We start from the raw sequence: 24,891 nt of genomic DNA, 5'->3' as shown, positions 1-24,891 counted from the left end.
GCCCCCGGTCCTATGTTTCTCTGATCCCTGGGGGGGATCTCTTGCGTTCTGTGCACACCAGGCGTGCGCGCCGCATCGCGGCATGCACCGCTCTCGTCCTCTCCGCGGGCGTGCTGCTCGCGACCCCGGCCTCGGCCGACCAGCCCGTGCCCGGGCCGGCCGTCGAGAAGCCGGCCCCTGTCTTCACCCCGCCGGCGCTCACGCGGCCCCAGCCGGACGGCCTGCGCGCGGGTACGGCCCAGGCCTCCGGTGTCGGTGCCTCTCCGCGGCTGTCGGACTTCGACGGCGACGGCATCAGCGACCTGATCTACCGCTCGTGGAGCGGCGACATCTACACCGCGACGACGACGGGCGCGGGCGGTCTCTTCGCCGGGAACCTGTCGGAGACCGCGAAGGACGTCATCCCGATCGGCAACCAGGACGGGGACGCCAGCGGTCCGGAGGTCCTGACGCTCACCGAGCAGGGCTCGCTCCAGCTGTACGCGGACGCCACGCCCACCGGTGCGTGGCACGCGTGGACGGGTGGCGGCTGGCAGATCTACAACAAGATCGTCGCACCCGGTGACGTGAACGACGACGGCCGTGCGGACCTGGTCGCCCGTGACCACAGCGGCAACCTGTACCTGTACTACGCCACCGGCAACCGCAACGCGCCGTTCTCGGCCCGTGTGCTGCTCGGTGGCGGCTGGAACATCTACGACCAGCTCCTCGGCATCGGCGACAACAACGGGGACGGCTGGGCCGACCTGATCGGCCGCGACACGGCCGGCACCCTGTGGTTCTACGCCGGGCGCGGTGACAAGAGCGCGCCGTTCGCCGCGCGGGTGAAGATCGGCAGCGGCTGGAACATCTACAACCAGATCTTCCCCGTGGGCGACGACAACGGCGACGGCAACGGCGAGCTGATCGCCCGCGACTCCGCCGGAACGCTCTGGTACTACGCGGGCAGGGGCGACGGCACGCTGGCGGCCCGGGTGCAGTCCAGCGACCCCGGCGGCTGGGACGGCGTGCCGCAGTTCGGCGGCGCGGGCAACAACCCGGTGGTGGGCAACAAGGAAGGCGTCCTCGCCCGGGACAAGGCCGGCACGCTGTTCTGGTACGGCAGCCGGACCACCGGCAAGCTCGCCGCGCGCGCCCAGATCGGCGACCCGGGCGGCTGGGCGGGTGCCGACTTCACGCACCTGTCCTCGCTGAACCCCGACGGCTCGTCCGACATCGCGCAGATCTTCCAGGGCGGGCTCTACGTCGAGGGCAACTACGTCGGCGGCGGCTGGAGCGGGTACAACACGCTCGTCGGGCCGGGCGACCTGACCGGCGACGGCAGGGGCGACCTGCTGGGCCGTGACGGCTCGGGCACGCTCTACCTGTTCCGTGGCAACGGGCAGGGCACGTCGTTCGCGGCCCGGATCAAGGTCGGCACCGGCTGGGGCACCTACAACAAGATCGTCGGCGCGGGCGACTACACGGGGGACGGGCGCACGGACATCGTGGCCCGCACCTCGGGCGGCGACCTGTACGTGTACGCGGGCACGGGTGTCGCGGCCACGCCGTTCAAGGCGCGGGTGAAGGTCGGCAGCGGCTGGAACACGTACGCCAAGCTGGTCGCTCCCGGCGACCTGAACGCCGACGGCAAGGGCGACCTGCTGGGTGTGACCTCGTCGGGCGATCTGTACGGCTACCTGAACAGCTCCGCGGGCAAGTTCACCGCGCGGGCCAGGATCGGCTACGGGTTCGGGATCTACAACACGATGTCCTGACGCCTCCAGGGCGGACAGGGCACGCGAAGGCGCCCCGCACCGGTTCTTCCGGTGCGGGGCGCCCGTGCGTCACGGCGCCGTTTCACCGCGCCGCCGTCACAACGGCTTCGTCGCCATCGCGAAGATCCGCCGGAACGGGAAGACGGTGCCGCGCGGTCCCGGCGGATAGGCGGCGCGCAGCAGGTCGCGGTACTGGGCGAGGAAGGCGTCCGTCGCCGCCCGGTCGCCTTCCAGGGCCGTCAGGACGGGCCGGAGCGCCGTGCCCTTGACCCAGTCGAGGACGGGGTCCTCGCCCTGGAGGAGCTGTGAGTAGGTGGTCTCCCAGACCTCGGTCACGCAGCCGAGGTCGGTGAGGCGCAGGAGGTAGTCGGCCGGGTCGAGGATGTGGACGAAGCGGCGCCCCTCGCCGGCGAGGCGGGCGCGCCACTGGGGCATGTCGCAGAGTTCGCCGAGCAGTGCGTGGCTGGGCGCGGTGAAGTTGCCGGGGACCTGGAAGGCGAACGTTCCGCCGGGCTTGAGGGCGTCGATCCAGGCGGCGAACGACTCGGGGTGGTTGGGGACCCATTGCAGGGCGGCGTTGGAGACGATCAGGTCGTAGGGCTCTTCCGGGGTCCAGTGCGCCGCGTCGGCGGGACGGAAGTCCAGCCAGCCGCCGCCGGCCGTGGTGCCGGCCCAGTCCTTCTCGGCCCGTTCCAGCATGTCGGGAGAGAGGTCGAATCCGGTGATGTGGGCGTCGGGCCAACGGTCGGCGAGGAGCGCGGTCACATTGCCGGGACCGCAGCCGAGGTCGGCGATCCTGGCCGGGCTGCCCACGGAGGGAAGACGCGGTATTCGGGAGAGCATGTCGAGAAACGGACGGGTGCGGTGGCCGGAATGCCGCAGGTACTGCTGCGGATCCCACGTTGGCGCCGCGGAAGCGGAAGATGGTGCGGAATGCATGTTCGAGCCCCCTTGCTGGAACGAGCTGCCGAAGCGGAACTAGGTCCCGGGCCGGTCCTTCCCCATAGTCCATCCGAATATATCTTGACGTCAAGAGACTTTATGTCAACAGACCCTCTACACTGATCGTCATGGAGGACGAGGTCGACCGGTTGGTCGCTGCATGGCGCCGCGAGCGCCCGGACCTCGACGTGGAGCCGCTCGAGGTGCTCAGCCGCGTCTCGCGGCTCGCCCGCCATCTCGACCGCGCCCGTCGGCTCGCCTTCGCCGAGCACCAGCTGGAGCCCTGGGAGTTCGACGTCCTCACCTCGCTGCGCCGCGCGGGAGCCCCGTACCAGCTCTCCCCCGGCCAGCTCCTCACCCAGACTCTGGTCACCTCGGGCACCATGACCAACCGCATCGACCGGCTCACCAAGAAGGGCCTGGTGGAGCGGCTTCCCGACCCCAGCGACCGGCGCGGGGTACTCGTCCGCCTGACGCCCGAGGGACGTGACCGGGCCGACCAGGCGCTCGCCGGACTGCTCGCCCAGGAGCGGGCCATCCTGGCCCAGCTCTCCCGCGGCGAGCGCGGCGAACTGGCGGCGCTGCTACGCCAGCTGACCGCCCCGTTCGACAACATCCCCGGATAGCTCGGCGGGTCCGACCCCTGCGCGGCGCGCCAGCGCGACCGCGGCGAGCGTGGAGTGCACGCCCAGCTTCCCGAGCACGTTCTGCATGTGCGTACGGACGGTGTGCGGGGAGAGGAAGAGGCGCTCGGCGACGGCCTTGCGGCCCAGGCCCGCCACCATGCAGCGGAGCACCTCGCGCTCGCGCGGGGTCAGCGACTCCACGAGCTGCTCGCTCTCGGTGCGGTGCTTGCGGGCCGCCGTCAGCTCCCGCAGCACGCCGGTCAGCAGCGCGGGCGGCAGATGCGTCTCGTCGCGCAGCACCCCGCGGATCACGGCGAGGAGCCGCTGCAGGGAGCAGTCCTTGGCCACCCAGCCCGAGGCCCCGGCCTGCAGCGCGAGCGCCGCCCGGTGCGGGTCGTCCTTCTCCGCGAGGACGACCGTGCGGACGGCTGGCTGGGTCGAACGGACCCCGGCGACCAGCGAGATGCCGTCGACGACACCCCCGCCGTCGTCCGGCACGGCCTGGGCGACCGTCAGGGAGGCGGCGGGGCCGGCGACCGCGCCCAGGTCGGCGTCGACCAGCATCACGTCGTACCGGCGTCCCTCGGCGACCGCGCGGTCCAGACAGCGCACGGCGGCCGGACCGCTGCCCGCGGCGGACACGTCGACGTCGGGCTCCGCCGCGAGCGCGGCGGCCAGCGACTCGGCGAAGATGCGGTGATCGTCCACCACCAGGACCCGGATGCGAGCCACGGACACCCCCAAGTGTCGAGGAACGGACCGGCGCGGGTACGGCGCCGGGGACGAGGGTCCGTCGATCGCGCGGCCGCCGCCGTGCAGTGACTGTTACCCCGTCCCGGGCGCCGTACCCGACTGGTCACGCCCCCTGATCAGCACCGGCCCCCACCGGCGCTGTGCATCAGAGTACGGGCGGGGGGCCGCCGGTGAAGGCGATTGGGAGAAGTGACCGAACACGGTGGGTACTCCTGTGTCACCAGAGCACGGTCGGGACAGAAGTCGACAATTCCGAAGGATTCCCGCGCTCAGGGGTTCCCGGCGACGCGCTACGCCTCCCTGCGGGCCCCCTGGGACGGCACGGCGGGAAAGACGCGCGGCGCGGCGAACCCGGCCCCGGCGAAGGCCTTCTCGACGGCCGCGGCCACCGCGTCCGCCCGCTCGCGGGCCACCAGCACGATCGCCGAGCCGCCGAACCCGCCGCCCGTCATCCGCGCCCCCAGCGCGCCGGCCGCGTTCGCCGCCTCGACGGCGAGGTCGAGCTCGGGGCAGGAGACACGCAAGTCGTCCCGGAGCGAGGCATGGCCCTCGGTCAGGACCGGACCGACGGCCGCCGCGTCCCCGGCGTCGAGGAGGGCGATCGTCCGTTCGACCCGGTGATTGTCCGAAACCACGTGCCTGACATAGCGAAGAACCGATTCCTCGCTCAAACGCGCGAGAGCGTCGAGCAGGTGCACGTACGGGACTTCGCGCAGCGTGCGCACACCGAGCGCCCGCGCGCCTGCTTCGCAACCGGCGCGCCGCTCCGCGTACGCGCCGTCTCCGAGCGCGTGCTTCACCCGGGTGTCCACCACGAGGAGCCGCAGCTCCTGCGCGGCCAGGTCGAAGGGCACCTGCCGGTACGAGAGGTCGCGGGTGTCCAGGAAGAGCGCGTGGCCCTCGATCGCGCACGCGGACGCCATCTGGTCCATGACCCCGCACGGGACCCCGACGAAGGCGTTCTCCGCGCGCTGGGCCAGGACGGCGACCTCGGGGCGGGAGAGCCCGAGACCGAACAGCTCGTTCAGGGCGAGCGCGCAGACGACCTCCAGGGCGGCGGAGGACGACAGGCCCGCACCGGTGGGCACGGTCGACGCCAGGTGGATGTCCGCACCGGTGACCGGGTGGCCGGCCTCGCGCAGCGCCCAGACGACGCCGGCCGGGTACGCGGCCCAGCTCGCTCCGGCACCGCCCGCGAGCGGGGCGAGCGGTTCCAGCGCGTCCAGGCCGAGCCGGACGATCCCGCCGGGGACGTCGGCCGAGTGGACCCGCAGCACCCCGTCGTGGCGCCGGGAGACGGCGGCGACGGCCGTGTGCGGCAGGGCCAGCGGCATGACGAAGCCGTCGTTGAAATCGGTGTACTCACCGATCAGGTTGACCCGCCCGGGGGCGGCCCAGACGCCCTCCGGGGCCGCCCCGTACAGCGCTTCGAACTCGCCCGCCACGCTCATCCGCGGTCCCGCTCCCTCTCTCTGGCGAACGCCCAGGCGTCGCGCACGATGTCCGCCAGGTCCGGGCGGGACGGATTCCAGCCGAGCCGCTCGCGCGCGGCCTCGGCCGAGGCGACGAGGACGGCGGGGTCGCCGGCCCGGCGCGCGGCCGCGATCTCGGGGACCGGGTGGCCGGTCACCTCGCGGACGGTCTCGACGACCTCGCGCACCGAGAAGCCGTTGCCGTTGCCGAGGTTGCAGATCAGGTGCTCGCCTGAGGTCATGGCGTCCAGGGCGAGGAGGTGGGCCTCGGCGAGGTCGGCGACATGGATGTAGTCACGGACGCAGGTGCCGTCGGGGGTCGCGTAGTCGTCCCCGTACACGCTGATCGCCTCGCGCCTGCCGAGGGCGACGTCGAGGACGAGCGGGATCAGGTGCGACTCGGGGTCGTGGCGCTCGCCGCACGCGCCGTACGCGCCCGCCACGTTGAAGTACCGCAGCGAGACCGCGGCGAGGCCGTGGGCGGCGCACTCGCCGCCGATCATGTGGTCGACGGCGAGCTTGGAGGCTCCGTAGGGGCTCGTCGGGGCGGTCGGCGCGGACTCCGTGATGGGGACGGACTCCGGTTCGCCGTAGGTGGCGGCCGTGGAGGAGAAGACCAGCTTGCCCACGCCCGCGGTGCGCATGGCGGCGAGCAGGGCCATCGTCCCGCCGACGTTGTTCTCCCAGTACTTCTCGGGCTCGGCGACCGATTCGCCGACCTGGGAGAAGGCGGCGAAGTGCAGCACGCCGTCGTGGGAGCCGTCCAGCCACTTCGCGGCGTCCTGGACGCGGCCCTCGACGAACTCCGCGCCGGCCGGGACGCCTTCGGCGAAGCCGGTGGAGAGGTCGTCGAGGACGGTCACCCGGTGGCCCGCCTCGATCAGATGGCGCGCGACCGTGCTCCCCACGTATCCCGCGCCGCCGGTCACCAGGTACTTGAATGTCGCGGCCGTCATCGGGTCGCCACCTCTCGGAGTCGTGCGGCCGCCGCCTCCGGCGGTACGTCGTTCATGAACGCGCCCATGCCGGACTCGGTGCCCGCGAGGTACTTCAGCCTGCCAGGCGCCCTTCGGACGGTGAAAAGCTCCAGGTGCAGTCCGAACTCCTCGCGGTCCTCACCGGTGAACGGCGCCTGGTGCCAGGCGGCGATGTACGGCGTGGGCGGCTCGCCGGGTCCGAAGATCCGGTCGAAGCGCCTCAAGAGTTCCAGATAGATCTGTGGGAAGTCTGTGCGGGCCCCCTCGTCCAGCGCGCGCAGGTCGGGCACCCGGCGCGTCGGGTGGAGGTGGACCTCGTACGGCCAGTGCGCGGCGTACGGCACGAAGGCGATCCAGTGCTCGCTCTCCAGGACCACGCGGACGCCGTCCTCCCGCTCACGGGCGACGACGTCGTCGAAGAGGTTGCGTCCGGTGCGGGCGCGGTGCCCGGCGGCCTGGCGCCGCATCAGGGCCGTACGGGGGGTGACGTACGGGAAGGCGTAGATCTGGCCGTGGGGGTGGCCGAGGGTGACGCCGATCTCGGCGCCGCGGTTCTCGAAGCAGTAGACCTGCGCGACGCCGGGGCGTTCGGCGAGTTCGGCCGTGCGGTCGGTCCAGGCCTCCAGGACGAGCGCCGCCCGCTCTGGGGTGAGGTCGGCGAAGGAGGCGTCGTGGTCGGAGGTGAAGCAGACGACCTCGCACCTGCCGTTCTCCCCCGCGAGCGAGGGGAAGCGGTTCTCGAAGACCGCGACGTCGTAGTCCGGCGACGGGATCTCGCTGAGCCGGCCGTCGCGGGACGGGCAGAGCGGGCACGCGTCGGCCGGCGGGTGGTAGGTCCGGCTCTGTCGGTGCGAGGCGACGGCGACCGAGTCCCCCAGCAGCGCGTCGTAGCGGATCTCGGAGGCGGAGGAGACGGGGTCCAGCGGCCGGGCGTCGACGGCGTCGCGGACCGCGTCGTCCCGCGCGTCGTAGTAGATGAGCTCGCGCCCGTCGGCGAGGGTGGTGACGGTCTTCTTCACGGGGTGTCCTCAGCGGGGAACCGAACAGAACCACGCACAAGGAACCACAATCAAACATCGACAGTCAACGGTGAGAGAGCCCCGTGCAGGTTGACGTCGGATGTGTCCGGGCCGCGGAGTCCGGCGGCGCGGCGGGTCAGGGGTACTCGGTGCGGGCCCCGGGCACCGGCGCGTGATCCAGCAGACCCGTCCGCGCGGCCAGGGCGGCGGCCTCCAGCCGGGAGCCGACCCCCAGCTTCATGAGCACGCGCTGCACATGGGTGCGCGCCGTGCTCGGCGCGATCCCCATCCCGGCGGCGATCAGCCGGGTGTCCTCGCCCTCCGCCACCCGGACGAGTACCTCGACCTCGCGCGGCGTCAGCATCCGCAGCAGCCGCTGCCCCTCGTCGTCGGGCTGCGCCGCCGGGTTGAGCAGCTCCGTGAACGCCCCCTGGAGGAGCTGCGGCGCCACCGCCGACTCCCCGGCCCGCGCCTTGATCAGCGCCCGCTCGACGCCCTCGATGCGCTCGTCGTGCCGTACGTATCCCGAGGCGCCGGCCGCGAAGGCCGCCGCGATCCCGCGCGGCGAGGGCACCGGTCCCAGCACGACCACGGCCACCTGCGGCCGCTCGCGCTTGATCCGTACGATCGGGTCGAAGGCACCCGGCTGGGCCGGGGCGGCCGTGCCGAGCAGGCACACCTCGGGCGCCCGGCTCACCACCAGCTCCGCGGCGCCCGCGACCGGGGCCGCCGCCGCGAGCACACGGTGCCCGCGCAGTTTCAGTGCCGAGGCCAGCGCCTCGGCGAGCAGTCGGTGGTCGTCGACCACCATGAGCCGCACGCCCATCGAGCAACCCCTCAGTTCCCCCCTGAGGCCGTCCCCCGGCCCCAGTCACTCCGATGACCCGGCAAACTACACGCTTGTCCCCCCGGACTGTCGAATACTCACCCAACTGCGCCCCACGCAAACGGCCCGGCGCGTCGAGTGCGTCGACGCGCCGGGCCGTTGCCGGGTACGGGCGTGGGTCAGCCGGTGCCGAACGCCAGTGCCAGGTACTCCTTGTCGCTCGTCGAGGACGACTCGCGCGGCTTGCTCAGGTTGACGGCGGAGATGAACATCCGGCCGTTCGCGTAGAGCATCTCGGAGTAGTCCGCCGAGAAGCTGCCCTCGGCGTCCCGCACCGTCTTGTCCGACGGGTTTTCCAGGAGCAGCGTCGGCTTCATGGTGCCGCCGTCGATGGAGACGATCTGCCCGCCCTTGTCGTACGGCGGGGCCTTGTACGCGATGATGTTGCCGCCGTCCATGCGCAGCGGGAACAGCGTGTACCGGTCGCCGGCGTCGGCCTTCTCGGGGTTCTGCTTGCCGGTGGTCAGGTCGAACGAAAGGATCTCGTTCGTCTCGTCGCCGTACTCACCGGTGGAGCCCTCGTGCTCCTCGGTGGGCAGGTAGAGCCGGCCGTTGCCGACGACGATCTTGCTGCAGGTCTCGACCTCGGTGGAGCGGCAACGGCCCGCGAAGCGGTCCGCGTTCGCCGCGATCTTGGCCTTCAGCTTGCCGGTCTTCTCGTCGATGGAGAAGAAGTCCGAGATGCCGCTGCCGTCGCCCGCGGTGTCGCCGACGTCGGCGGCGACCACGAGCGGCTTGGTCGAGACGACCGCCGCGTACTCCACGCCCGTGGGCATCTTGTACTGGGAGATGGGCTGGCCGGTCGTCGGGTTGAGGTTCTGGATGACGACGTACTGGCTGCCGTAGGAGCCGCACTTGCGCGCCGCGACGAGGCCCTCGCCGCCGCCGTAGCCCATGTCGTAGCAGTCCTGGGCGTTGGCCTGGGGCTTCCAGCGCGGGTTGCCGTTGGCCAGGTCGAAGGCGGCGCCGCCGTCGGTGCCGCCGGCCGCGACGGTCGTGCCACTGAGGGTGACCTCGCTGAACTTGGCCTTGCCGTCACCCGCGTTGCCGCCGGAGACGGAGGTGGACCACACCAGCTTGCCGGTGGTCAGGTCGACCACCCCGACCTCGGTGCACGGCTGGTAGAACCTCGGCCCGACGCGCTTGGTCGCCTCGAAGAGGATGGCGGTCTTGTTGTCGGCGGTGGTGTGGCGCGAGGTGCCGCAGACCTGACCCGGCAGGGGCAGGGTCCAGACCGGGGTGCCCTTGTCGAGGTCGTAGCCGACGATCGAGTTGACGCCCGTCTTGACGTACGCCTTGTCGGTGATCCAGGAGCCGCCGACGTCGGTGATGTCCTCGACCTTGGGCTCGGGGAGCTGGAACTTGAGCGTGGCCTGCGTGTTGCCCGGCACCTTCTCCTTGCCGTTGCCGCCGAGGCCGTTGCCCTTGTCCTTGTCCTGGCCCTGGCCCTGGGTCGAGCCGGTGGTGCCGCCCGCGGTGTCGTTCTCGTCACCGCCGCCGGAGCTCGCGTACCAGATCCCGCCGCCGACGATCAGGGCGACGGCGACGACGGCGGCGATGACGATCTGCATCTGCGCGGACAGCTTCCTGCCGCCACCGGGGGCCACGGGCGCGGGCTGCTGCGGATAGCCGTACGGCTGCTGCGGCTGGGTGGGGTACCCGTAGGGCTGCTGCGGCTGCTGCGGGTAGCCGTACTGCGGCTGGGTCGGCGGCTGCTGGGGGTAGCCGTACGACGGCTGGTTCGGCGGCGGCGTGGGCGCGCCGAACCCCCCGGGCGGCGGGTCCTGCGGCGCACCGAACCCGCCCTGCGGCGGCTGGTTCGGCGGTGGGCCCGGGGGCTGGTTGGGCGGGGGCGGCGGCTGCGTCATGGTGTGGATACCTCTGAGGTGTGGGAGGACGGGCGGGGGTCGGTGTCACTTGCCGAAGGCCAACAGCGTCTCCCTCTTCATCTCCTCGGAGTCGTTCGCACCCACGACGAGCTGCTGCACAAGGATGTACCGGCCGTCGACGTACAGCGCCGGGGAATCGTGGAAGCGCGACTCCAGGCGCCCGGTCACACGCGGCAGCCGGAGCGTCTCGACGGGCTCGGTCGCGCCGGGCGCGACGGTGGCCAGCGAACCGGGCTCGTCGAGCAGCGCGGCCCTCCGGACGACCAGTGAGCCGCCCTCCATCCGCAACGGCCAGGACCTGCGCCCCTCGACTCCCCCGATGCGCCGCACGATGGTGCCGGTGTCGAGGTCGAAGGCGGCGATCTCGTTGCCCTTGCCCTTGGGCGCTCCCTCGATCGCGATGTAGACGTGGGTGTCGTCCGCGACGACCTGGCATCGCTGCAGGTTGCCCTGCTGGGCTGTGTCGTCGTCGCACCCCTCGTCATAGAAGCCCGGGCCCTTGAGCGACGTCCGCTTCGTGCCGTCCTCGTTGAGGACGACCATGCCGTGGGTGCCCTGGGCACGGTTGTCGGCCGAGACGACGAGCGGGCGCACGGACAGGACGTGGTCCACCCGGTAGCCGACCGGGAGCCGGTACTTCCAGCGGGACTTCCCGGTCACAGGATCGACCTCGTGGATCTCCTCCTGCGGCTTGTTCACGTCCTTCGTGCAGGAGACCGCGGCGATGAGCTTCGGGCCTCCGGCGTACGCGTACGGCTGGCACTCGCTCTTCTCCCACCGGCCGAACAGCTGCTTGCCGTCGCTCAGGCGGTACCCGGTCGAGTAGAGGTCCCGGCCCGCGGTGACGGTGCCGCCGCTGATCGCCAGCGAGAAGTCCGTACCGAAGTCGAAGTTGCCTTCCTTCGTGATCTTCCGCTGCCAGCTGGACCTGCCGGAGCGAAGGTCGATCGCCTGGAGCTGACGGCACTCGTCGACGTCCGCGTGGAGACGGTCCTTGCGGGCGAGGACGATCTTCCCGTCGGCCGAGACGTCGTGCGACGCACGGCAGATCTCCGTGTCGAGCGTCATCCGCCACTTCACCGTGCCGTCGACGACCGAATGGGCCGTGACCGTGCGGTACATGGCGGTGACAAGGGTGTCGCCGACCAGCCAGGGCCCGAAGACGTCCCCGGTGAGCGTGGTGACGTCGATGTCGTTCTTCCGGACCCACAGGACGGAGGCCTCGCCGGGAGCGCGGCCCGCGTTGTAGCGGGCCTTGTCGGCGGCGTCCGGGGCGGGGGGACCCGAGGGCCCGGCCGTCGGGGCCCCCGTCCCGGAGACGGTGGGGCTCGTGGACGGCTTGGCGTCGGTGCCCCGGGAGCCCTCGTCACGGTCCAGGGCGTACCAGGTCCCGCCGCCGACGGCGAGGAGCGCCGCCACGACCGCCGCGATCACGGCGGTCGTGCGGCGCTTCCCGCGTCCGGGCGGAGGCGGCGGCGGTGCCGACGGAGGCACCACCGTGCCGGGGCCCCCGCCCCCGTGCGGGTTCAGGCTTCCGTACGGTCCGTACGTCGGCGGGGGCGAGCCCGGTTGCTGCGGTGTCGTCATCGGATTCGGCCGACCCTCACTTGCTGAAGGCCATCATCGTCTTGGTCTCCTTCTCCTCCGCGTCGTTGCGGGCGCTGACGCGCCCCGCCGCGACGACGAAGGTGCCGCCCGAGTAGACGTAGGCCGGGTCGTAGTAGTCGTCCTCGATCTCGGCCGTCGCCAGCGGGTGCTGCTGGAGGATCTTCGGGGTGCCGCCGGTGGGGGCGATCGTGGCGACCGCACCGCCCTTGTCGTACATCGCCTTCATGTAGACCACGACCTCGGAACCCTCCATGCGCAGCGGGGTGATCGAGCGCTCGGCGGGGGCGGCGGCACGCCACTTCTGCTTGCCGGTGTTCAGGTCGAACGCGACGACGGCGTTGGCCTGGCGGTACTCGGAGTCCGTCGCCATGTAGAAGGTGTTGGCGTCGGCGGCCACACCGTGGCAGCCCTGGAGGTTGCGGCCGAAGATGACGAACGCGCCGCCACCGCAGTCGGGGGCGTACTTGTCGTTGCCGCCCTGGATCTGCGAACGGAGCTTGCCGTCCGGGGTGACCGCGAAGACGGTCCACTTCTTCTCGTCGCGCTGCTGCGCGGAGACGACGAGCGGGTTCACCGAGTAGACCTTGTCGACCTCCCAGTTGGGCTGGAGCTTGAAGGTCCACCGGGGCTTGCCCGTGTTCGGGTCGACCTCGCTGATCTGCTCCTGCTTCTTGTTGACGTCGCTCGTACGGCAGCTGGCCGCGGCGATCAGCTTCGCGCCGCCCGCGAAGGCGTACGGCTGGCACTGGCCGGCGGCCGGCTTGCCGAAGAGCTGCTTGCCGTCGGTGAGCGAGAAGCCCCAGGAGTTGTTGGTCCCGGAGGCCGTCACGGTGGTGCCGCTGATGGCGAGCGTGATGTCGGAGAGCGAGCTGAAGCCGGTGCCCTTGTCGAGCGTCTTCTTCCATCCCGCCTTGCCGGTCTTCAGGTTGACCTGCTGCAGGACGGTGCAGTCGGCGCGGTCGCCGGCCTTGTCGTTGATGCCGATGACGGTCGTGCCGTCGGCGGCGGGCTCGGGGGCCGCCGCGCACACCTCGAAGGGCAGGTCGAGGTGCCACTTGGAGGCGCCGTCGCTGAGGCCGAAGCCGCTGATGCCCTTGTACATGGCCTTGGCGACGACATCGCCGGTGACCCACGGACCGAAGACGTCGGCGCCGTTGCGGGGCAGGTCGACGTTGTTCTTCAGCAGCCAGTTGATCTTGGCCTCGCCGGGCTTGCGGCCGGCGTTCAGGTCGTCCTCGCCGTTGCGGCCCCCGCCGTCGCCGCTCCCGTCGCCCTGGTCGACCGACTCGGAGGGCTTCGGAGTGCCGCTGGTGGCGGTCGGCTTGGCGACCGGCTTGTCCTCGTCGTCACCGCTGAGCGCGAACCAGGTGCCGCCGCCGATGACGAGCGCGGCGGCCACGGCCGCGGCGACGATGACGCCCGGCTTCCCCTTGAACGGGTTCTTGCCGCCGGGGGCGGGCGCCGTAGCGGGGTAGCCGTACTGGCCCGGCTGCTGGCCGTAGGGGCCGGGCTGCTGGCCGTACGGACCGGGCTGCTGGGGGTAGCCGTAACCGGGCTGCGGCGGCTGGTTGTACGGACCCGGCTGCTGGGGATAGCCGTAACCGGGCTGCGGCGGCTGGCCGTACGGGCCGGGCGCGGCGGGCGGGGGCGTCTGAGGGGCCTGCGGAGCCTGCGCCGGGGCCGGCGGAGCCTGGGGCGGCATCGGCGGGGCCTGCGGCGGCATCGGCGGCGGGTTCGGAGCCGGGTTCTGGGCCGGGCCCGACGCCGGGTTCTGGGCCGGGTTCTGATTCGGATCCGGGTTCGGTGCGCCGAAGCCCGGCGGCTGGTTGCTGGGCGGCTGGGTCATCAGCGCGTTCCCCCTTGGTGTGAGCGGGTTTTCTTTCTACCACTCACGGGATGGCGCAAAAGCGACCGGTCCACCCCTTGTGCCCAAGGGAGGACCGGCCCGTGATGCCCTCGTTACGCGTTTCGCACGGCTTCTCTACGCATCCTCCGCCAATTCCAGCCAACGCATCTCCAATTCCTCGCGTTCCCCCGCGAGTTCCCGGAGCTCGGCGTCCCACTTCGCGACCTTCTCGAAGTCGGTGGCGTTCTCGGCGATCTGGGCATGGAGCTTGGCCTCCTTCTCGGAGACCTTGTCCAGCTGGCGCTCGACCTTCTGCAGTTCCTTCTTCGCGGCGCGCGCGTCGGCGGCCGAGAGGCCGGGCTTCGCCTGCGCGGTCGTGGCGGCGGCAGGAGCGGGGACCGTGGCCTCGACCATCTTCTGCCGCCGCTCCAGGTACTCGTCGATGCCGCGCGGCAGCATCCGCAGCGTCGCGTCGCCGAGCAGCGCGAACGTGCGGTCGGTGGTGCGCTCGATGAAGAACCGGTCGTGGGAGATGACGACCATGGAGCCCGGCCAGCCGTCGAGGAGGTCCTCCAGCTGGGTCAGGGTCTCGATGTCCAGGTCGTTGGTGGGCTCGTCGAGGAAGAGGACGTTGGGCTCGTCCATGAGGAGGCGCAGCAGCTGGAGCCTGCGCCGCTCGCCGCCGGAGAGGTCGCCGACGGGCGTCCACTGCTTCTCCTTGGAGAAGCCGAACTGCTCGCAGAGCTGACCGGCGGTCATCTCGCGGCCCTTGCCGAGGTCGACCCGGTCGCGGATCTGCTGGACGGCCTCCAGGACGCGCAGCGTCGCGGGCAGTTCGGTGACGTCCTGCGAGAGGTAGGCGAGCCGTACGGTCTTGCCGACGACGATCCTGCCGTCCGCCGGCTGCTGCTCGCCCTGGCTGACGGCCGCGTCGGCGAGCGCCCGCAGGAGGGAGGTCTTGCCGGCGCCGTTGACGCCGACCAGGCCGATGCGGTCGCCGGGACCGAGCTGCCAGGTGAGGTGCTTGAGCAGCGTCTTGGGGCCGGCGGTGACGGTGACGTTCTCCAGGTCGAAGACCGTCTTGCCGAGGCGGGCGTTGGCGAACTTCATCAGCTCGGAGGTGTCGCGCGGCGGCGGCACGTCGGCGATCAGCTCGTTGGCGGCCTCGATGCGGTAGCGGGGCTTGGAGGTACGGGCGGGGGCGCCGCGCCGCAGCCAGGCCAGCTCCTTGCGCATCAGGTTCTGCCGCTTGACCTCCTCCGTGGCCGCGATGCGCTCGCGCTCGGCGCGGGCGAAGACGTAGTCGGAGTAGCCGCCCTCGTACTCGTGCACGTCACCGCGCTGCACGTCCCACATGCGGGTGCAGACCTGGTCGAGGAACCAGCGGTCGTGGGTGACGCAGACGAGCGCGGAGCGGCGCTCCTGGAGGTGCTTGGCGAGCCAGGCGATGCCCTCGACGTCGAGGTGGTTGGTGGGCTCGTCGAGGACGATCAGGTCCTGGTCCTCGATGAGGAGCTTGGCGAGCGCGATGCGTCGCCGCTCGCCGCCGGAGAGGGGGCCGATGACCGTGTCGAGGCCCTGCTCGAAGCCGGGCAGGTCGAGGCCGCCGAAGAGCCCGGTGAGGACGTCGCGGATCTTGGCGCTGCCGGCCCACTCGTGGTCGGCCATGACGCCGATGACCTCGTGCCGGACGGTGGCCTTCGGGTCGAGGGAGTCGTGCTGGGTGAGCACCCCGAGCCGCAGCCCGCCACTGTGCGTGACGCGGCCGGTGTCGGCCTCCTCCAGCTTGGCGAGCATCCGGATGAGGGTGGTCTTGCCGTCGCCGTTGCGGCCCACGACACCGATCCGGTCACCCTCGGAGACGCCGAGCGAGACGCCGTCGAGCAGGGCACGTGTGCCGTACACCTTGCTGACGGCCTCGACATTGACCAGGTTGACGGCCACTTTGACTCCTGTACGGGGGGATGGATCGACGTCCAAGGGTAGACGGCCGGGCCGGTGGGGCGGAGCGCGTCGTCCCCCGCCTAGCAGCGGGCGAGCGAGCCGCCCTTCGTGGTGACCTTCTCGCTGAACAGCCAGCCCTCGGTCTCGGTGCCCTGGATGCGGGCGTAGATCCACTTGTTGCCCTGGGCATTGGTGACGTAGCAGTGGTAGTAGACCTTCGTGCCGGTCTTGATCACGGTCACGTAGGAGCACACCGAGTACGGCCCGGTGTACAGGTGGGAGTTCTGCGACATGTCTCCGTAGCCGTCGCTGCGGTTCGAGTGGGCCCAGCCGGTGCACGCCGTCGAGACGGGGCTGGGCTCCTTCACCGTCGCGCTGGGCGTGGTCCTCGGCGGAGTGGGGGTGGCGGACGGCTTGTCGCCGGCGCCGGGCGTCTTCGTGGGGGTCGGCTTGGCCGTGGGGGCGTCCGTGGGGGCGCTCGCAGGCGTCTCGCCGGGGCCCATCGACGTCAGGTCCCCCGGGGAGGTCGGGCCGTCGCCGCCGTCGCCCGGGCCGCCCGCGGACAGGTCGTCGTCGGCCGGGGCGGTCGAGGTGGGCGGTGCCGCCGCCGAACCACCGGCCGGTTCGTTCTCCGTCATCAGCCCGTAGGCGACTCCGCCGCCGATGAGCACGGTGGCGACGGCGGCCGCGACGACGGTACGGGTCCGGCGCCGTCCGGCCCGGACGGTCGCGGTGTCGGCGCGGCTTCCGTGGCCGGCGGGTATGCCGGGGTGCTGGGAGGCGTGCTGCTGGGCGGGGTGCGGTGCGGCGTGCTGCTGGGCGGCGTGCGGGAACTGCTGTGGGACGGGCTGCTGGAACGGTGCCGTCGCGGCCGGACCGAAGGCGCCGGGCGGGACGGCGGGACCGGTGGGCGGCGCCTGGACGGGAGCGGAGGGCTGAGCCTGCACAGGAGTCGGTACGGGGGTGTGTACAGGAGTCTGTACGGGGTTCGAGGGCTGGGCCTGCGCCGGGGCGGGCGGCGGAAGCGGCGTCCCGCCCGCGGCGACCGCCTCCAGCATCTCGCGGGCCCGCGCGGCGTCGGGGCGCTGCTCCGGCTCCTTGGCCATCAGCGCCTGCAGCACGGGAGCGAGGGGCCCGGCGCGGCGGGGCTCGGGCAGCGGCTCGCCGACGATGGCCGCGAGCGTGGACCAGACCGAGGTGCGGCGGAAGGCGGAGGCGCCCTCCACGGCCGCGTACAGCGTCATGCCGAGCGCCCAGACGTCCGAGGCGGTCCCCGGCTGCCGGCCCTGCGCGCGCTCCGGCGGCAGGTAGTCGAGGGAGCCGACGATCTGACCGCTCTGGGTCAGCTTGGCCAGCGCCTCGTCGCCGGAGCGCTCCATGCTGGCGATGCCGAAGTCGGTGAGCACGACCCGTCCCCAGCCACCGGCCGGGGAGAGTCCCGGGCCGCTCTGGACGGCGCGCTCCAGGAGCACGTTCCCCGGCTTGACGTCCCGGTGCAGGACCCCGGCCCGGTGCGCCGCGTCCAGGGCGTCCATCAGCCTGGCGCCGATCGCGGCCACCTCGCGCGGGTCCAGCGGTCCGTGCTCGGTCAGCACCTCGTCGAGGGAGGGGCCTTCGACCAGCTCCATGACGATGACGGGCAGCCCGCGCTCCTCGACGACGTCGTGCACGGTGACCACGCCGCTGTGCCGGATCCGGGCGGCGGCCTGCGCCTCGCGCTCCATCCGGACCCGCAGGTCGGCCAGTTCGGCGGGGGAGGCGTCGGTGTAGGCCCGCAGGACCTTGACGGCGACCTCGCGGTTCAGCACCTGGTCCACGGCCCGGGCGACCACGCCCATGCCGCCGCGCCCGATCATCGCGGTCACGCGGTAACGCCCGCCCAGCACCTCGCCGACCAGCTCCGCGCCGTTCGCCCCCGTCACGTGTCACGCTCCGATCCGTCGTACGCCGTCGATGTAGCCCCGTGGAGGGACCAGCGTAGGCCTACGCGGAGGGCCGCCCTCCGACGGCCCCGGACCGGTACCGGCGCAGTCCCCCGCGCGGGCCCCCGGACGGTGACGCTCCGTCAGTACGGCACGGCGTCAGGGCGTGCGCTGTCCCGGGATCCGTGCACGGCCCGCACGTTCGACGAGCAGCCAGCCCACGAGGGCCGTCGCGACGGCGGCCGGGGCCGTGACGCGGACGGCGATCAGGGTGGCCGCGTGGCCCTCCAGAAGACCGCCGAAGCCGGTCATGGACAGGCCGAGCACGCCGAAGAGGGCGAGGGTGACGCCGAGGGCGGCGAGCGGGGCCGAGCCGGCGGACGGACGGCGGGCGGCGGGGCGTTCGAAACGGCGGAAGGCGGCGACGAGCAGGCCGGTGACGACGGCCGCGGCGGCGATGCGGAGGGGGACCTGGGCCCACCAGGCACCGGTCGCGGGCGCGGGCAGCGTCATGTCGAGCGCGAGGAGCGCGCCGTACACACCGAGCATCGCGGTCAGATGCCACAGGAACGCGGTCATGGCGATCCCGTTGGCGGCGACGACCTTCCGCCAGACACCGGCACGGGCGGCGAACCGGGCGCCCGGGCCCTTCAGCAGCTCCACCGCGCCGACCAGCCAGATGCCGTGCGCGAGCAGGGCCAGGGTCGGCGGGGCCATGTTGGAGACCTTCTCGCCGGGCATCCCGACCATGGAGAGCGGGTACGGCCCGAGGGCGACGAGGAGACCCGCGCCGAGCAGGCCGCCCGCGGCGAGCGCGCCGGGGAGGCGGATCATGCCGTCGGCCCTGAGGAAGCCGAGCTGATGGACGGCCAGCCAGACGAGGGCGAAGTTGAGGAACTCGACGAACGGCATGCCGAGCGCGAACCGCAGCACGTCCACGGCGACCGCCCCGCCCGCGAGCACGGCGAACGCGCCCCAGCCCCACCGCTCGTGGAGCTTCAGGAGCGGTGGCGTGAACGCCACCATGGCGAGGTAGATCCCGATGAACCAGAGCGGCTGGGTGACGAGCCTCAGCGCGACCGCGGTCAGCCCTCCGTCCGCGCCGAGCAGCTGGATCACGAGTGCGGCGCTCCCCCACACCGCGACGAACACCATCGTCGGGCGCAGGAGCCGCTGGAGCCGGGCGCGCAGGAAGGCGGCGTAGCCGGGGCGGGAGCGGTGGGCGAGGGCGTGGGAGAAGCCGCCCACGAAGAAGAAGACCGGCATGACCTGCAGCACCCAGGTGACGACCTGGAGTTCCGGTACGACGGCCAGCAGGTTGCCCACCTGTCCGTCGGTCCCCACGGCGGCCATCAGCCAGTGGCCGAGGACCACGACCCCGAGCGAGGCGACCCGCAGCAGGTCGACGTACCGGTCCCGCGTCGCGGGGGTGGCGGCGGCGAGTTCCCGAGCGCTGATTCCCATGCGGGTACGGTCCCGCCCGGGGGCGGGCCACCGGCAGCGCTCGGATACTCAACTCGGCTCTGAGTACGGGCCGGCCGGCCCGTACTCAGTCGGCCGGGGCCACGCCGCGGTGGCGCCGGCGGAGGCGCTAGCGGACCGTCGCGCCCGGCGCCGGTGACGTGGCGACACGGGCCGTGCGGCAGGTGCCGGAGGCGATCAGGGCGTCGGCGACCTCGCGGGCCGCCTCCTCGTCCTTCACCAGGAAAGCGGTCGTCGGCCCCGAGCCCGACACCAGGGCCGCCAGTGCGCCTGCGGCCGTGCCGGCCTCCAGGGTGGCGTTCAGGGCGGGCTTCAGGGAGACGGCGGCCGGCTGGAGGTCGTTGGCCAGGGCGCCGGCCAGCGCGGTCGTGTCGCCCGTGCGCAGGGCGTCCAGGAGCGCCGGGGAGGCGGCGGGCTCGGGGACGGGGACCCCCTCGGTGAGGCGGTCGAACTCGCCGAACACCACGGGCGTCGACAGCCCGCCGTCGGCGACGGCGAAGACCCAGTGGAAGGTGCCGCCCACCGGCAGCTCCGTCAGCCTCTCGCCGCGGCCGAGTCCGAGCGCCGCGCCGCCGACCAGGCTGAACGGCACGTCGCTGCCGAGTTCGGCGCAGATCTCCAGGAGTTCGGCGCGGGAGGAGTCCAGGCCCCACAGCGCGTCGCACGCGAGCAGCGCGCCCGCGCCGTCCGCGCTGCCGCCCGCCATGCCGCCCGCGACGGGGATGTCCTTGGCGATGTGGAGGTGCACGTCCGGGGAGATGCCGTGCCGGGCGGCGAGCAGCTCCGCCGCGCGCGCGGCCAGGTTGGTCCGGTCCAGCGGCACCTTGTCGGCGTCGCGGCCCTCGCAGGTGACGGTCAGCTCGTCGGCGGGCGTCGCGGTGACCTGGTCGTACAGGGAGACGGCGAGGAAGACGTTGGCCAGGTCGTGGAAGCCGTCGGGGCGCGCCGCGCCGACCGCCAGCTGGACGTTGACCTTGGCCGGCACCCGCACGGTGACGCTCCGCCCGGCGGCGGAACCCGCAGCCCGGCTCGCGCTCACGCCTTCGCTCACGTCGCCGCTCACGCCTTCGCCTCCGCGATCCTCGCGAACTCCTCCACGGTGAGGGCCTCGCCCCGGGCCTGCGGGGAGATGCCCGCCTCGACCAGGGCCTCCTCCGCCGCCGCGGGGGAGCCCGCCCACCCTGCGAGCGCGGCCCGCAGGGTCTTGCGGCGCTGCGCGAACGCCGCGTCGACCACGGCGAAGACCTCCGCCTTCGACGCGGTCGTGGCGACCGGCTCCGTTCGCCGGACCAGCGAGACGAGGCCGGAGTCGACGTTCGGGGCCGGCCAGAAGACGTTGCGGCCGATCGCGCCGGCCCGCTTCACCTCGGCGTACCAGTTCGCCTTCACCGACGGCACGCCGTACACCTTGTTGCCGGGCCTGGCCGCAAGCCGGTCCGCGACCTCCGCCTGGACCATCACGAGCGTGCGCTCGATCGTCGGGAAGCGGTCGAGCATGTGCAGCAGGACCGGCACGGCCACGTTGTACGGCAGGTTCGCGACCAGCGCCGTCGGCGCGGGGCCCGGCAGCTCCCGGACGTCCATCGCGTCGGAGTGGACCAGCGCGAAGTGGTCCTTCTTCGCCGGCAGCCGGGCGGCGATGGTCGAAGGCAGCGCGGCCGCCAGGATGTCGTCGATCTCGACGGCCGTCACCCGGTCCGCCGCCTCCAGGAGCGCCAGGGTCAGCGAGCCGAGCCCGGGGCCCACCTCCACGACCACGTCGTCGGGGCGCACCTCGGCCGTGCGGACGATCCGCCGCACGGTGTTGGCGTCGATGACGAAGTTCTGGCCCTTCTGCTTCGTGGGGCGCACGCCGAGGGCGGCGGCCAGTTCACGGATGTCGGCGGGGCCGAGGAGGGCGTCGGGGCCTTCGGGGCCGGTGGTGGTGCTCACCGGTACAGCCTACGGCTCACTGGTGGAGCCTTCGGCCGCAGTGCGGCCAGGGGCTCGCGCCGCGCTGCACGTAGAGCTTCTTCGCCCGGTACGTCTGCTCCGAGGCCGGCGCGTTCTGCGCGACCCCACTGCCGCCGAGCGAGCGCCAGGTGCCGGGGTCGAACTGGTAGAGCCCGCCGTACGTCCCCGACGGGTCGACCGCGTTCGGCCGGCCGCCGGACTCGCAGGCGGCGAGCGAGCCCCAGTCGAGCCCGTCCGCGCCCGCGACCGAGGTGGGCAGCGGCCGGGTACCGACCCTCACCTTCCTGCTGACGGGCTCGCGGACGATCTCCTCGCCGGTCTTCCTCGGCTTCTGCCGGACGCCGTTGACGGTCCGCAGGCTGTACGTGACGCGGCGCACGCCCTGGACGCCCTGCCGCTCGACGACCTCCATGCCGGCGAAGAGCTCGGGGTCACGGCTCCGCTCGACCGCGTACGGGATCGGCTCCTCGCGGATCTGCCGGGTGCCGGTGATCCGCAGGACGGTGATCGTCTGGCCGTCGCGCGGGAAGGAGCCGGGCGGCACGGAGGTGGTGTCCTGGCCGGAGAGGGTGATCCCGGCCTCCTCGACGGCCTCGCGGACGGTGGCGGCGTTGGTGCGCAGGGTCCGTTCGCGGCCGTCGGCGAGGAGGGTGACGGTCCGTTCGGTGCGGACGTCGAGGGCGAGGCCCCGGCGGGAGATGGGCGCCGTACGGGAGACGGAGAGGTAGGCGCCCTCGGCCCGTACGCCGAGCTGGCGCAGCGCGCCGTCGACGGTCCTGGCGGTGGTCCACACCTGGCGGCGCTGCCCGTCGAGGGTGAGGGCGACGGGCCGGCCGTAGCGGACGACGACCTCGTCGCCGCTGGTCAGGGCCGCGCCCGGGGCGGGGGCCACGATGTCGTGCGAGCCGACGGCGAGGCCCTCGTCCGCGAGCAGCTCGTCGACGTCGTCGGCGAAGGTGTGCAGGGTGCGCGGGACACCGTCGACGGAGAGCCGGATCGCCTTGTCGTTGGCGACGAAGGCGCTGGTGCCGCCCGCCAGGAAGGCGACGACGAGGGCCTGCGGGACGATGCGCCGCAGGCTCTCGCCGGGGCCGGGCCTGGCCTTGCGGCGGCGGGCCGCACGCCGGGCCTCGGCGCGCGGGCCCTGGCCCGGTACGAGTACGGCCGCCTGTGTCGGCTGCTCGTGGACGGGCACGGGCGGCGGCCCGCTGGGCGCCGACCTCCGCCCGGCTCGGTGACTGCCCTGGGAAGTGCTCACGAGGCCGGGACCCTAACCCCGGCGGTGATCACTCTCCAAAACGACCCGACTACTACACGTAACCGTTATGCATCGGTGACCGAAATCAGTAGTCGAAGGCGGTCGCCGTGTTCACGGCGATCGCCTCGCAGAGCTCCTCCTCAGTGATCCCGCGCACGGCGGCCATCGCCCGGACGGTGACCGGGATGAGGTACGGCGCGTTGGGCCGTCCCCGGTACGGCGCCGGGGTCAGGAACGGGGCGTCCGTCTCGACCAGGACGAGGTCCAGCGGGGCGACGGCGAGGGCGTCGCGCAGGGGCTGCGCGTTCTTGAAGGTCATGTTGCCGGCGAAGGACATGTAGTAGCCCTTCGCGGCGCAGATCTCCGCCATCTCGGCGTCGCCGGAGTAGCAGTGGAAGACGGTCCGCTCCGGCGCGCCCTCCTCGTCGAGGACCCGCAGGACGTCGGCGTGGGCGTCGCGGTCGTGGATCACGAGCGCCTTGCCGTGGCGCTTGGCGATCTCGATGTGCGCGCGGAAGGAGCGCTCCTGGGCGGCCATGCCCTCGGGGCCGGTGCGGAACCGGTCGAGGCCGGTCTCGCCGACGGCCCGCACGTACGGCAGGGCGGCGAGGCGGTCGATCTCGGCGAGCGCGTCGTCCAGGGCGGCGTCCCCGCCCGCCTCGCGGGCCCCCTGCCGCGACCAGCCGTCGGGGTCCCCGAGGACGATCCTGGGGGCCTCGTTGGGGTGCAGGGCGACGGCGGCGTGCACGTTGTCGTGTGCGGCCGCGGTCTCGGCGGCCCACTGGGAGCCCTTGATGTCGCAGCCGACCTGGACGACGGTCGTGACCCCGACGGCGGCGGCCTTGGTGAGGGCCTCCTCGACGGTGCCGGACTGCATGTCCAGGTGCGTGTGGGAATCCGCCACCGGTACCGGGAGCGGTTCGGGCAGCGGCGGCGGGGCGTCCTTCGAACTCATGGCCCCGATCGTACGAGGGGCCATGGGTTCACGGGCGGACGGCCGGTGCTCACGCGGGACGGCCTGCCCGGGTCAGTGCTCGCCCCGGAACCGCTGCATGAAGCTCGACAGCCACCCCCGGGACTCCGCCGTCACGTGCACGGGGCCGGGAACGTCCGCCGCGCCGGGCGCCGGACCCTCCTCGCGCTCCAGGTCCTGCCCGATCGGACCCGCGAGGCCGATCGGTCCGGCCGGGGTGGCCGGCCTGTGCGGCGTTCCCGGGACGTTCCGGTGCTGGGCCTGCTCCCACGAGTTCAGGACCGAGGAGACCTGCCCCGCGCGCATGATGCGCACGACGTGTCCGCCGCAGTTCATGCAGGTCGGACTGGACAGCGGTGAGGGAACCCGCTCACCACCGGCCTTGTAGACGATGAATTCATGGCCGGCGGCGTCGACGTGGTGCTCGATGTCGTACGCCTGCTCCCAGCCGTACCCGCAGCGCATGCAGGCAAAGGCGTACGCCTCGTGGGCGACGGGTATGCCGGTGCCGGTGATCTCGCTCATGCCAGCTCCTCTCCACCGACCAGTGGACGCCTTTTCGGGCCGGAGCGCATCAACGCCGGACGAACCATGGAACGTCCTTTTGCGTTCCCTTGCCCTCAGGCCCTCAGGAGGCCCGCCGCGCGGGTTCGGCTTTGCTTTTCACGATAGCTCTTTACCTTTTACGGGGCCTGTCCCAGCCGCGTTCTTTGCCGCGACGACGGCATCGAACACCTCGCGCTTGGGCAGGCCCGCGTCGGCGGCGACCGCCGCGATGGCCTCCTTGCGCCGCTCCCCCGCCTCCTCGCGCACCCGCACCCTGCGCACCAGCTCCTCGGCGTCGAGTTCGGCGGGCCCGGCCTCGGGGGCGCCCTCGACGACGACGGTGATCTCACCCCGTACGCCCTCGGCGGCCCACGCCGCCAGTTCGCCGAGGCCGCCGCGCTTGACCTCCTCGTACGTCTTGGTCAGCTCGCGGCAGACGGCGGCGCGGCGTTCGGCGCCGAAGACCTCGGCCATCGCGGCGAGCGTGTCGTCGAGCCGGTGCGGGGCCTCGAAGTAGACGAGGGTCCTGCGCTCGCCGGCGACCTCGCGCAGCCGCCCGAGCCGCTCACCGGCCTTGCGCGGCAGGAAACCCTCGAAGCAGAAGCGGTCCACGGGCAGCCCGGAGAGGGCGAGCGCGGTCAGCACGGCGGAGGGGCCGGGAACGACGGTGACCTTGATGTCCTGCTCGACGGCGGCGGCGACCAGTCGGTAGCCGGGGTCGGAGACGGACGGCATGCCCGCGTCGGTGACCAGCAGCACCCGCGCGCCGCCGGCGAGCGCCTCGACCAGCTCGGGCGTACGGGCGGACTCGTTGCCCTCGAAGTACGACACGACCCGGCCCGAGGTGTGCACGCCGAGGGCGCGGGTCAGACCGCGCAGCCGCCGGGTGTCCTCCGCCGCGACGATGTCGGCGGTCTCCAGCTCGGCCGCGAGCCGCGGCGGGGCGTCCGCGATGTCCCCGATGGGAGTCCCTGCAAGTACCAGCGTTCCTGTCACATGGGTCATCCTCGCAGCCCGGAGAGGCGACGCGCACAGGCG

General features: G+C 72.6%; 20 protein-coding genes. 2 read left to right on the top strand and 18 right to left on the bottom strand.

Annotation, left to right across the window (positions count from 1 at the left end; genetic code table 11):
- The first annotated feature begins 50 nt into the window (after window positions 1-50).
- Window positions 51-1,757, top strand: coding sequence for an FG-GAP repeat domain-containing protein (locus ACF1G2_RS28215; RefSeq protein WP_391800986.1), 1,707 nt, complete (start codon window positions 51-53; stop codon window positions 1,755-1,757).
- Between the two features lie 96 nt (window positions 1,758-1,853).
- Here the strand turns inward: ACF1G2_RS28215 and ACF1G2_RS28210 are convergent, their stop codons facing one another.
- Entirely contained in the window at window positions 1,854-2,696 is an 843-nt protein-coding gene (locus tag ACF1G2_RS28210; RefSeq protein ID WP_391800985.1) for a trans-aconitate 2-methyltransferase, read from the bottom strand.
- A gap of 131 nt (window positions 2,697-2,827) precedes the next feature.
- On the opposite strand from ACF1G2_RS28210, the gene ACF1G2_RS28205 reads away from it, so the two are divergent.
- Window positions 2,828-3,325 carry a MarR family transcriptional regulator gene (locus tag ACF1G2_RS28205; RefSeq protein ID WP_352188481.1) on the top strand — a complete coding sequence of 166 codons (498 nt, stop codon included), beginning with the start codon at window positions 2,828-2,830 and terminating at the stop codon, window positions 3,323-3,325.
- Here the strand turns inward: ACF1G2_RS28205 and ACF1G2_RS28200 are convergent.
- From ACF1G2_RS28200 to rsmI, 17 genes are all read right to left on the bottom strand, one after another.
- A complete protein-coding gene (locus ACF1G2_RS28200) occupies window positions 3,284-4,057 on the bottom strand; it encodes a response regulator transcription factor (RefSeq protein WP_352188480.1) in 774 nt (257 codons plus the stop codon). The genes ACF1G2_RS28205 and ACF1G2_RS28200 overlap by 42 nt on opposite strands.
- 311 nt (window positions 4,058-4,368) lie before the next feature.
- Window positions 4,369-5,529 (bottom strand): galactokinase, encoded by a 1,161-nt coding sequence (gene galK / locus ACF1G2_RS28195; protein WP_391800984.1) that lies wholly within the window; start codon window positions 5,527-5,529, stop codon window positions 4,369-4,371.
- Window positions 5,526-6,506 (bottom strand): UDP-glucose 4-epimerase GalE, encoded by a 981-nt coding sequence (galE, locus tag ACF1G2_RS28190; RefSeq protein WP_391800983.1) that lies wholly within the window; start codon window positions 6,504-6,506, stop codon window positions 5,526-5,528. The genes galK and galE overlap by 4 nt, the downstream gene beginning before the upstream one ends.
- Complete coding sequence (gene galT / locus ACF1G2_RS28185) at window positions 6,503-7,546, bottom strand: galactose-1-phosphate uridylyltransferase (protein WP_391800982.1); 1,044 nt, start codon at window positions 7,544-7,546, stop codon at window positions 6,503-6,505. Before galT ends, galE begins: the two co-directional genes overlap by 4 nt.
- Before the next feature lie 136 nt (window positions 7,547-7,682).
- Window positions 7,683-8,372, bottom strand: coding sequence for a LuxR C-terminal-related transcriptional regulator (locus ACF1G2_RS28180; RefSeq protein WP_391800981.1), 690 nt, complete (start codon window positions 8,370-8,372; stop codon window positions 7,683-7,685).
- A gap of 179 nt (window positions 8,373-8,551) precedes the next feature.
- Window positions 8,552-10,300, bottom strand: coding sequence for a PQQ-binding-like beta-propeller repeat protein (locus tag ACF1G2_RS28175; RefSeq protein WP_391800980.1), 1,749 nt, complete (start codon window positions 10,298-10,300; stop codon window positions 8,552-8,554).
- Window positions 10,301-10,345: 45 nt separating this feature from the next.
- Window positions 10,346-11,908 carry a PQQ-binding-like beta-propeller repeat protein gene (locus ACF1G2_RS28170; protein ID WP_391800979.1) on the bottom strand — a complete coding sequence of 521 codons (1,563 nt, stop codon included), beginning with the start codon at window positions 11,906-11,908 and terminating at the stop codon, window positions 10,346-10,348.
- A 16-nt stretch (window positions 11,909-11,924) separates the two neighbouring features.
- Entirely contained in the window at window positions 11,925-13,775 is a 1,851-nt protein-coding gene (locus tag ACF1G2_RS28165; protein WP_391800978.1) for a PQQ-binding-like beta-propeller repeat protein, read from the bottom strand.
- 135 nt (window positions 13,776-13,910) lie between these two features.
- Window positions 13,911-15,719 (bottom strand): ABC-F family ATP-binding cassette domain-containing protein, encoded by a 1,809-nt coding sequence (locus tag ACF1G2_RS28160; RefSeq protein ID WP_391800977.1) that lies wholly within the window; start codon window positions 15,717-15,719, stop codon window positions 13,911-13,913.
- Window positions 15,720-15,799: 80 nt separating this feature from the next.
- A complete protein-coding gene (locus ACF1G2_RS28155) occupies window positions 15,800-17,641 on the bottom strand; it encodes a protein kinase (protein WP_391800976.1) in 1,842 nt (613 codons plus the stop codon).
- A 159-nt stretch (window positions 17,642-17,800) separates the two neighbouring features.
- Entirely contained in the window at window positions 17,801-19,105 is a 1,305-nt protein-coding gene (locus tag ACF1G2_RS28150; protein ID WP_391800975.1) for an acyltransferase, read from the bottom strand.
- Window positions 19,106-19,232: 127 nt separating this feature from the next.
- A complete protein-coding gene (locus tag ACF1G2_RS28145; RefSeq protein ID WP_391801080.1) occupies window positions 19,233-20,162 on the bottom strand; it encodes a 4-(cytidine 5'-diphospho)-2-C-methyl-D-erythritol kinase in 930 nt (309 codons plus the stop codon).
- A gap of 20 nt (window positions 20,163-20,182) precedes the next feature.
- Window positions 20,183-21,055, bottom strand: coding sequence for a 16S rRNA (adenine(1518)-N(6)/adenine(1519)-N(6))-dimethyltransferase RsmA (rsmA, locus tag ACF1G2_RS28140; RefSeq protein ID WP_391800974.1), 873 nt, complete (start codon window positions 21,053-21,055; stop codon window positions 20,183-20,185).
- A 16-nt stretch (window positions 21,056-21,071) separates the two neighbouring features.
- On the bottom strand, window positions 21,072-22,334 hold the full coding sequence (locus ACF1G2_RS28135) for a ubiquitin-like domain-containing protein (RefSeq protein WP_391800973.1): 1,263 nt from the start codon (window positions 22,332-22,334) through the stop codon (window positions 21,072-21,074).
- Between the two features lie 85 nt (window positions 22,335-22,419).
- A complete protein-coding gene (locus ACF1G2_RS28130) occupies window positions 22,420-23,289 on the bottom strand; it encodes a TatD family hydrolase (protein WP_391800972.1) in 870 nt (289 codons plus the stop codon).
- Window positions 23,290-23,361: 72 nt separating this feature from the next.
- Window positions 23,362-23,832, bottom strand: coding sequence for a hypothetical protein (locus ACF1G2_RS28125; RefSeq protein ID WP_391800971.1), 471 nt, complete (start codon window positions 23,830-23,832; stop codon window positions 23,362-23,364).
- A gap of 138 nt (window positions 23,833-23,970) precedes the next feature.
- Entirely contained in the window at window positions 23,971-24,858 is an 888-nt protein-coding gene (rsmI, locus tag ACF1G2_RS28120) for a 16S rRNA (cytidine(1402)-2'-O)-methyltransferase (protein ID WP_391800970.1), read from the bottom strand.
- Window positions 24,859-24,891 lie beyond the last annotated feature (33 nt).

This window comes from Streptomyces sp. NPDC013457 (assembly GCF_043089925.1).
Lineage (GTDB): Bacteria > Actinomycetota > Actinomycetes > Streptomycetales > Streptomycetaceae > Streptomyces.
Note: the sequence above shows the minus strand (reverse complement) of the source record. Positions and strands in the feature narration are given on the sequence as shown.

Excerpts from the sequence above, each read along its gene's own strand:
- ACF1G2_RS28210 (WP_391800985.1), bottom strand. The coding sequence starts at position 2,696 with ATGCATTCCGCACCATCTTCCGCTTCCGCGGCGCCAACGTGGGATCCG.
- ACF1G2_RS28205 (WP_352188481.1), top strand. The coding sequence starts at position 2,828 with ATGGAGGACGAGGTCGACCGGTTGGTCGCTGCATGGCGCCGCGAGCGC.
- galK (WP_391800984.1), bottom strand. The coding sequence starts at position 5,529 with ATGAGCGTGGCGGGCGAGTTCGAAGCGCTGTACGGGGCGGCCCCGGAG.
- galE (WP_391800983.1), bottom strand. The coding sequence starts at position 6,506 with ATGACGGCCGCGACATTCAAGTACCTGGTGACCGGCGGCGCGGGATAC.
- ACF1G2_RS28180 (WP_391800981.1), bottom strand. The coding sequence starts at position 8,372 with ATGGGCGTGCGGCTCATGGTGGTCGACGACCACCGACTGCTCGCCGAG.
- ACF1G2_RS28175 (WP_391800980.1), bottom strand. The coding sequence starts at position 10,300 with ATGACGCAGCCGCCGCCCCCGCCCAACCAGCCCCCGGGCCCACCGCCG.
- ACF1G2_RS28170 (WP_391800979.1), bottom strand. The coding sequence starts at position 11,908 with ATGACGACACCGCAGCAACCGGGCTCGCCCCCGCCGACGTACGGACCG.
- ACF1G2_RS28165 (WP_391800978.1), bottom strand. The coding sequence starts at position 13,775 with ATGACCCAGCCGCCCAGCAACCAGCCGCCGGGCTTCGGCGCACCGAAC.
- ACF1G2_RS28150 (WP_391800975.1), bottom strand. The coding sequence starts at position 19,105 with ATGGGAATCAGCGCTCGGGAACTCGCCGCCGCCACCCCCGCGACGCGG.
- ACF1G2_RS28130 (WP_391800972.1), bottom strand. The coding sequence starts at position 23,289 with ATGAGTTCGAAGGACGCCCCGCCGCCGCTGCCCGAACCGCTCCCGGTA.
- ACF1G2_RS28125 (WP_391800971.1), bottom strand. The coding sequence starts at position 23,832 with ATGAGCGAGATCACCGGCACCGGCATACCCGTCGCCCACGAGGCGTAC.
- rsmI (WP_391800970.1), bottom strand. The coding sequence starts at position 24,858 with ATGACCCATGTGACAGGAACGCTGGTACTTGCAGGGACTCCCATCGGG.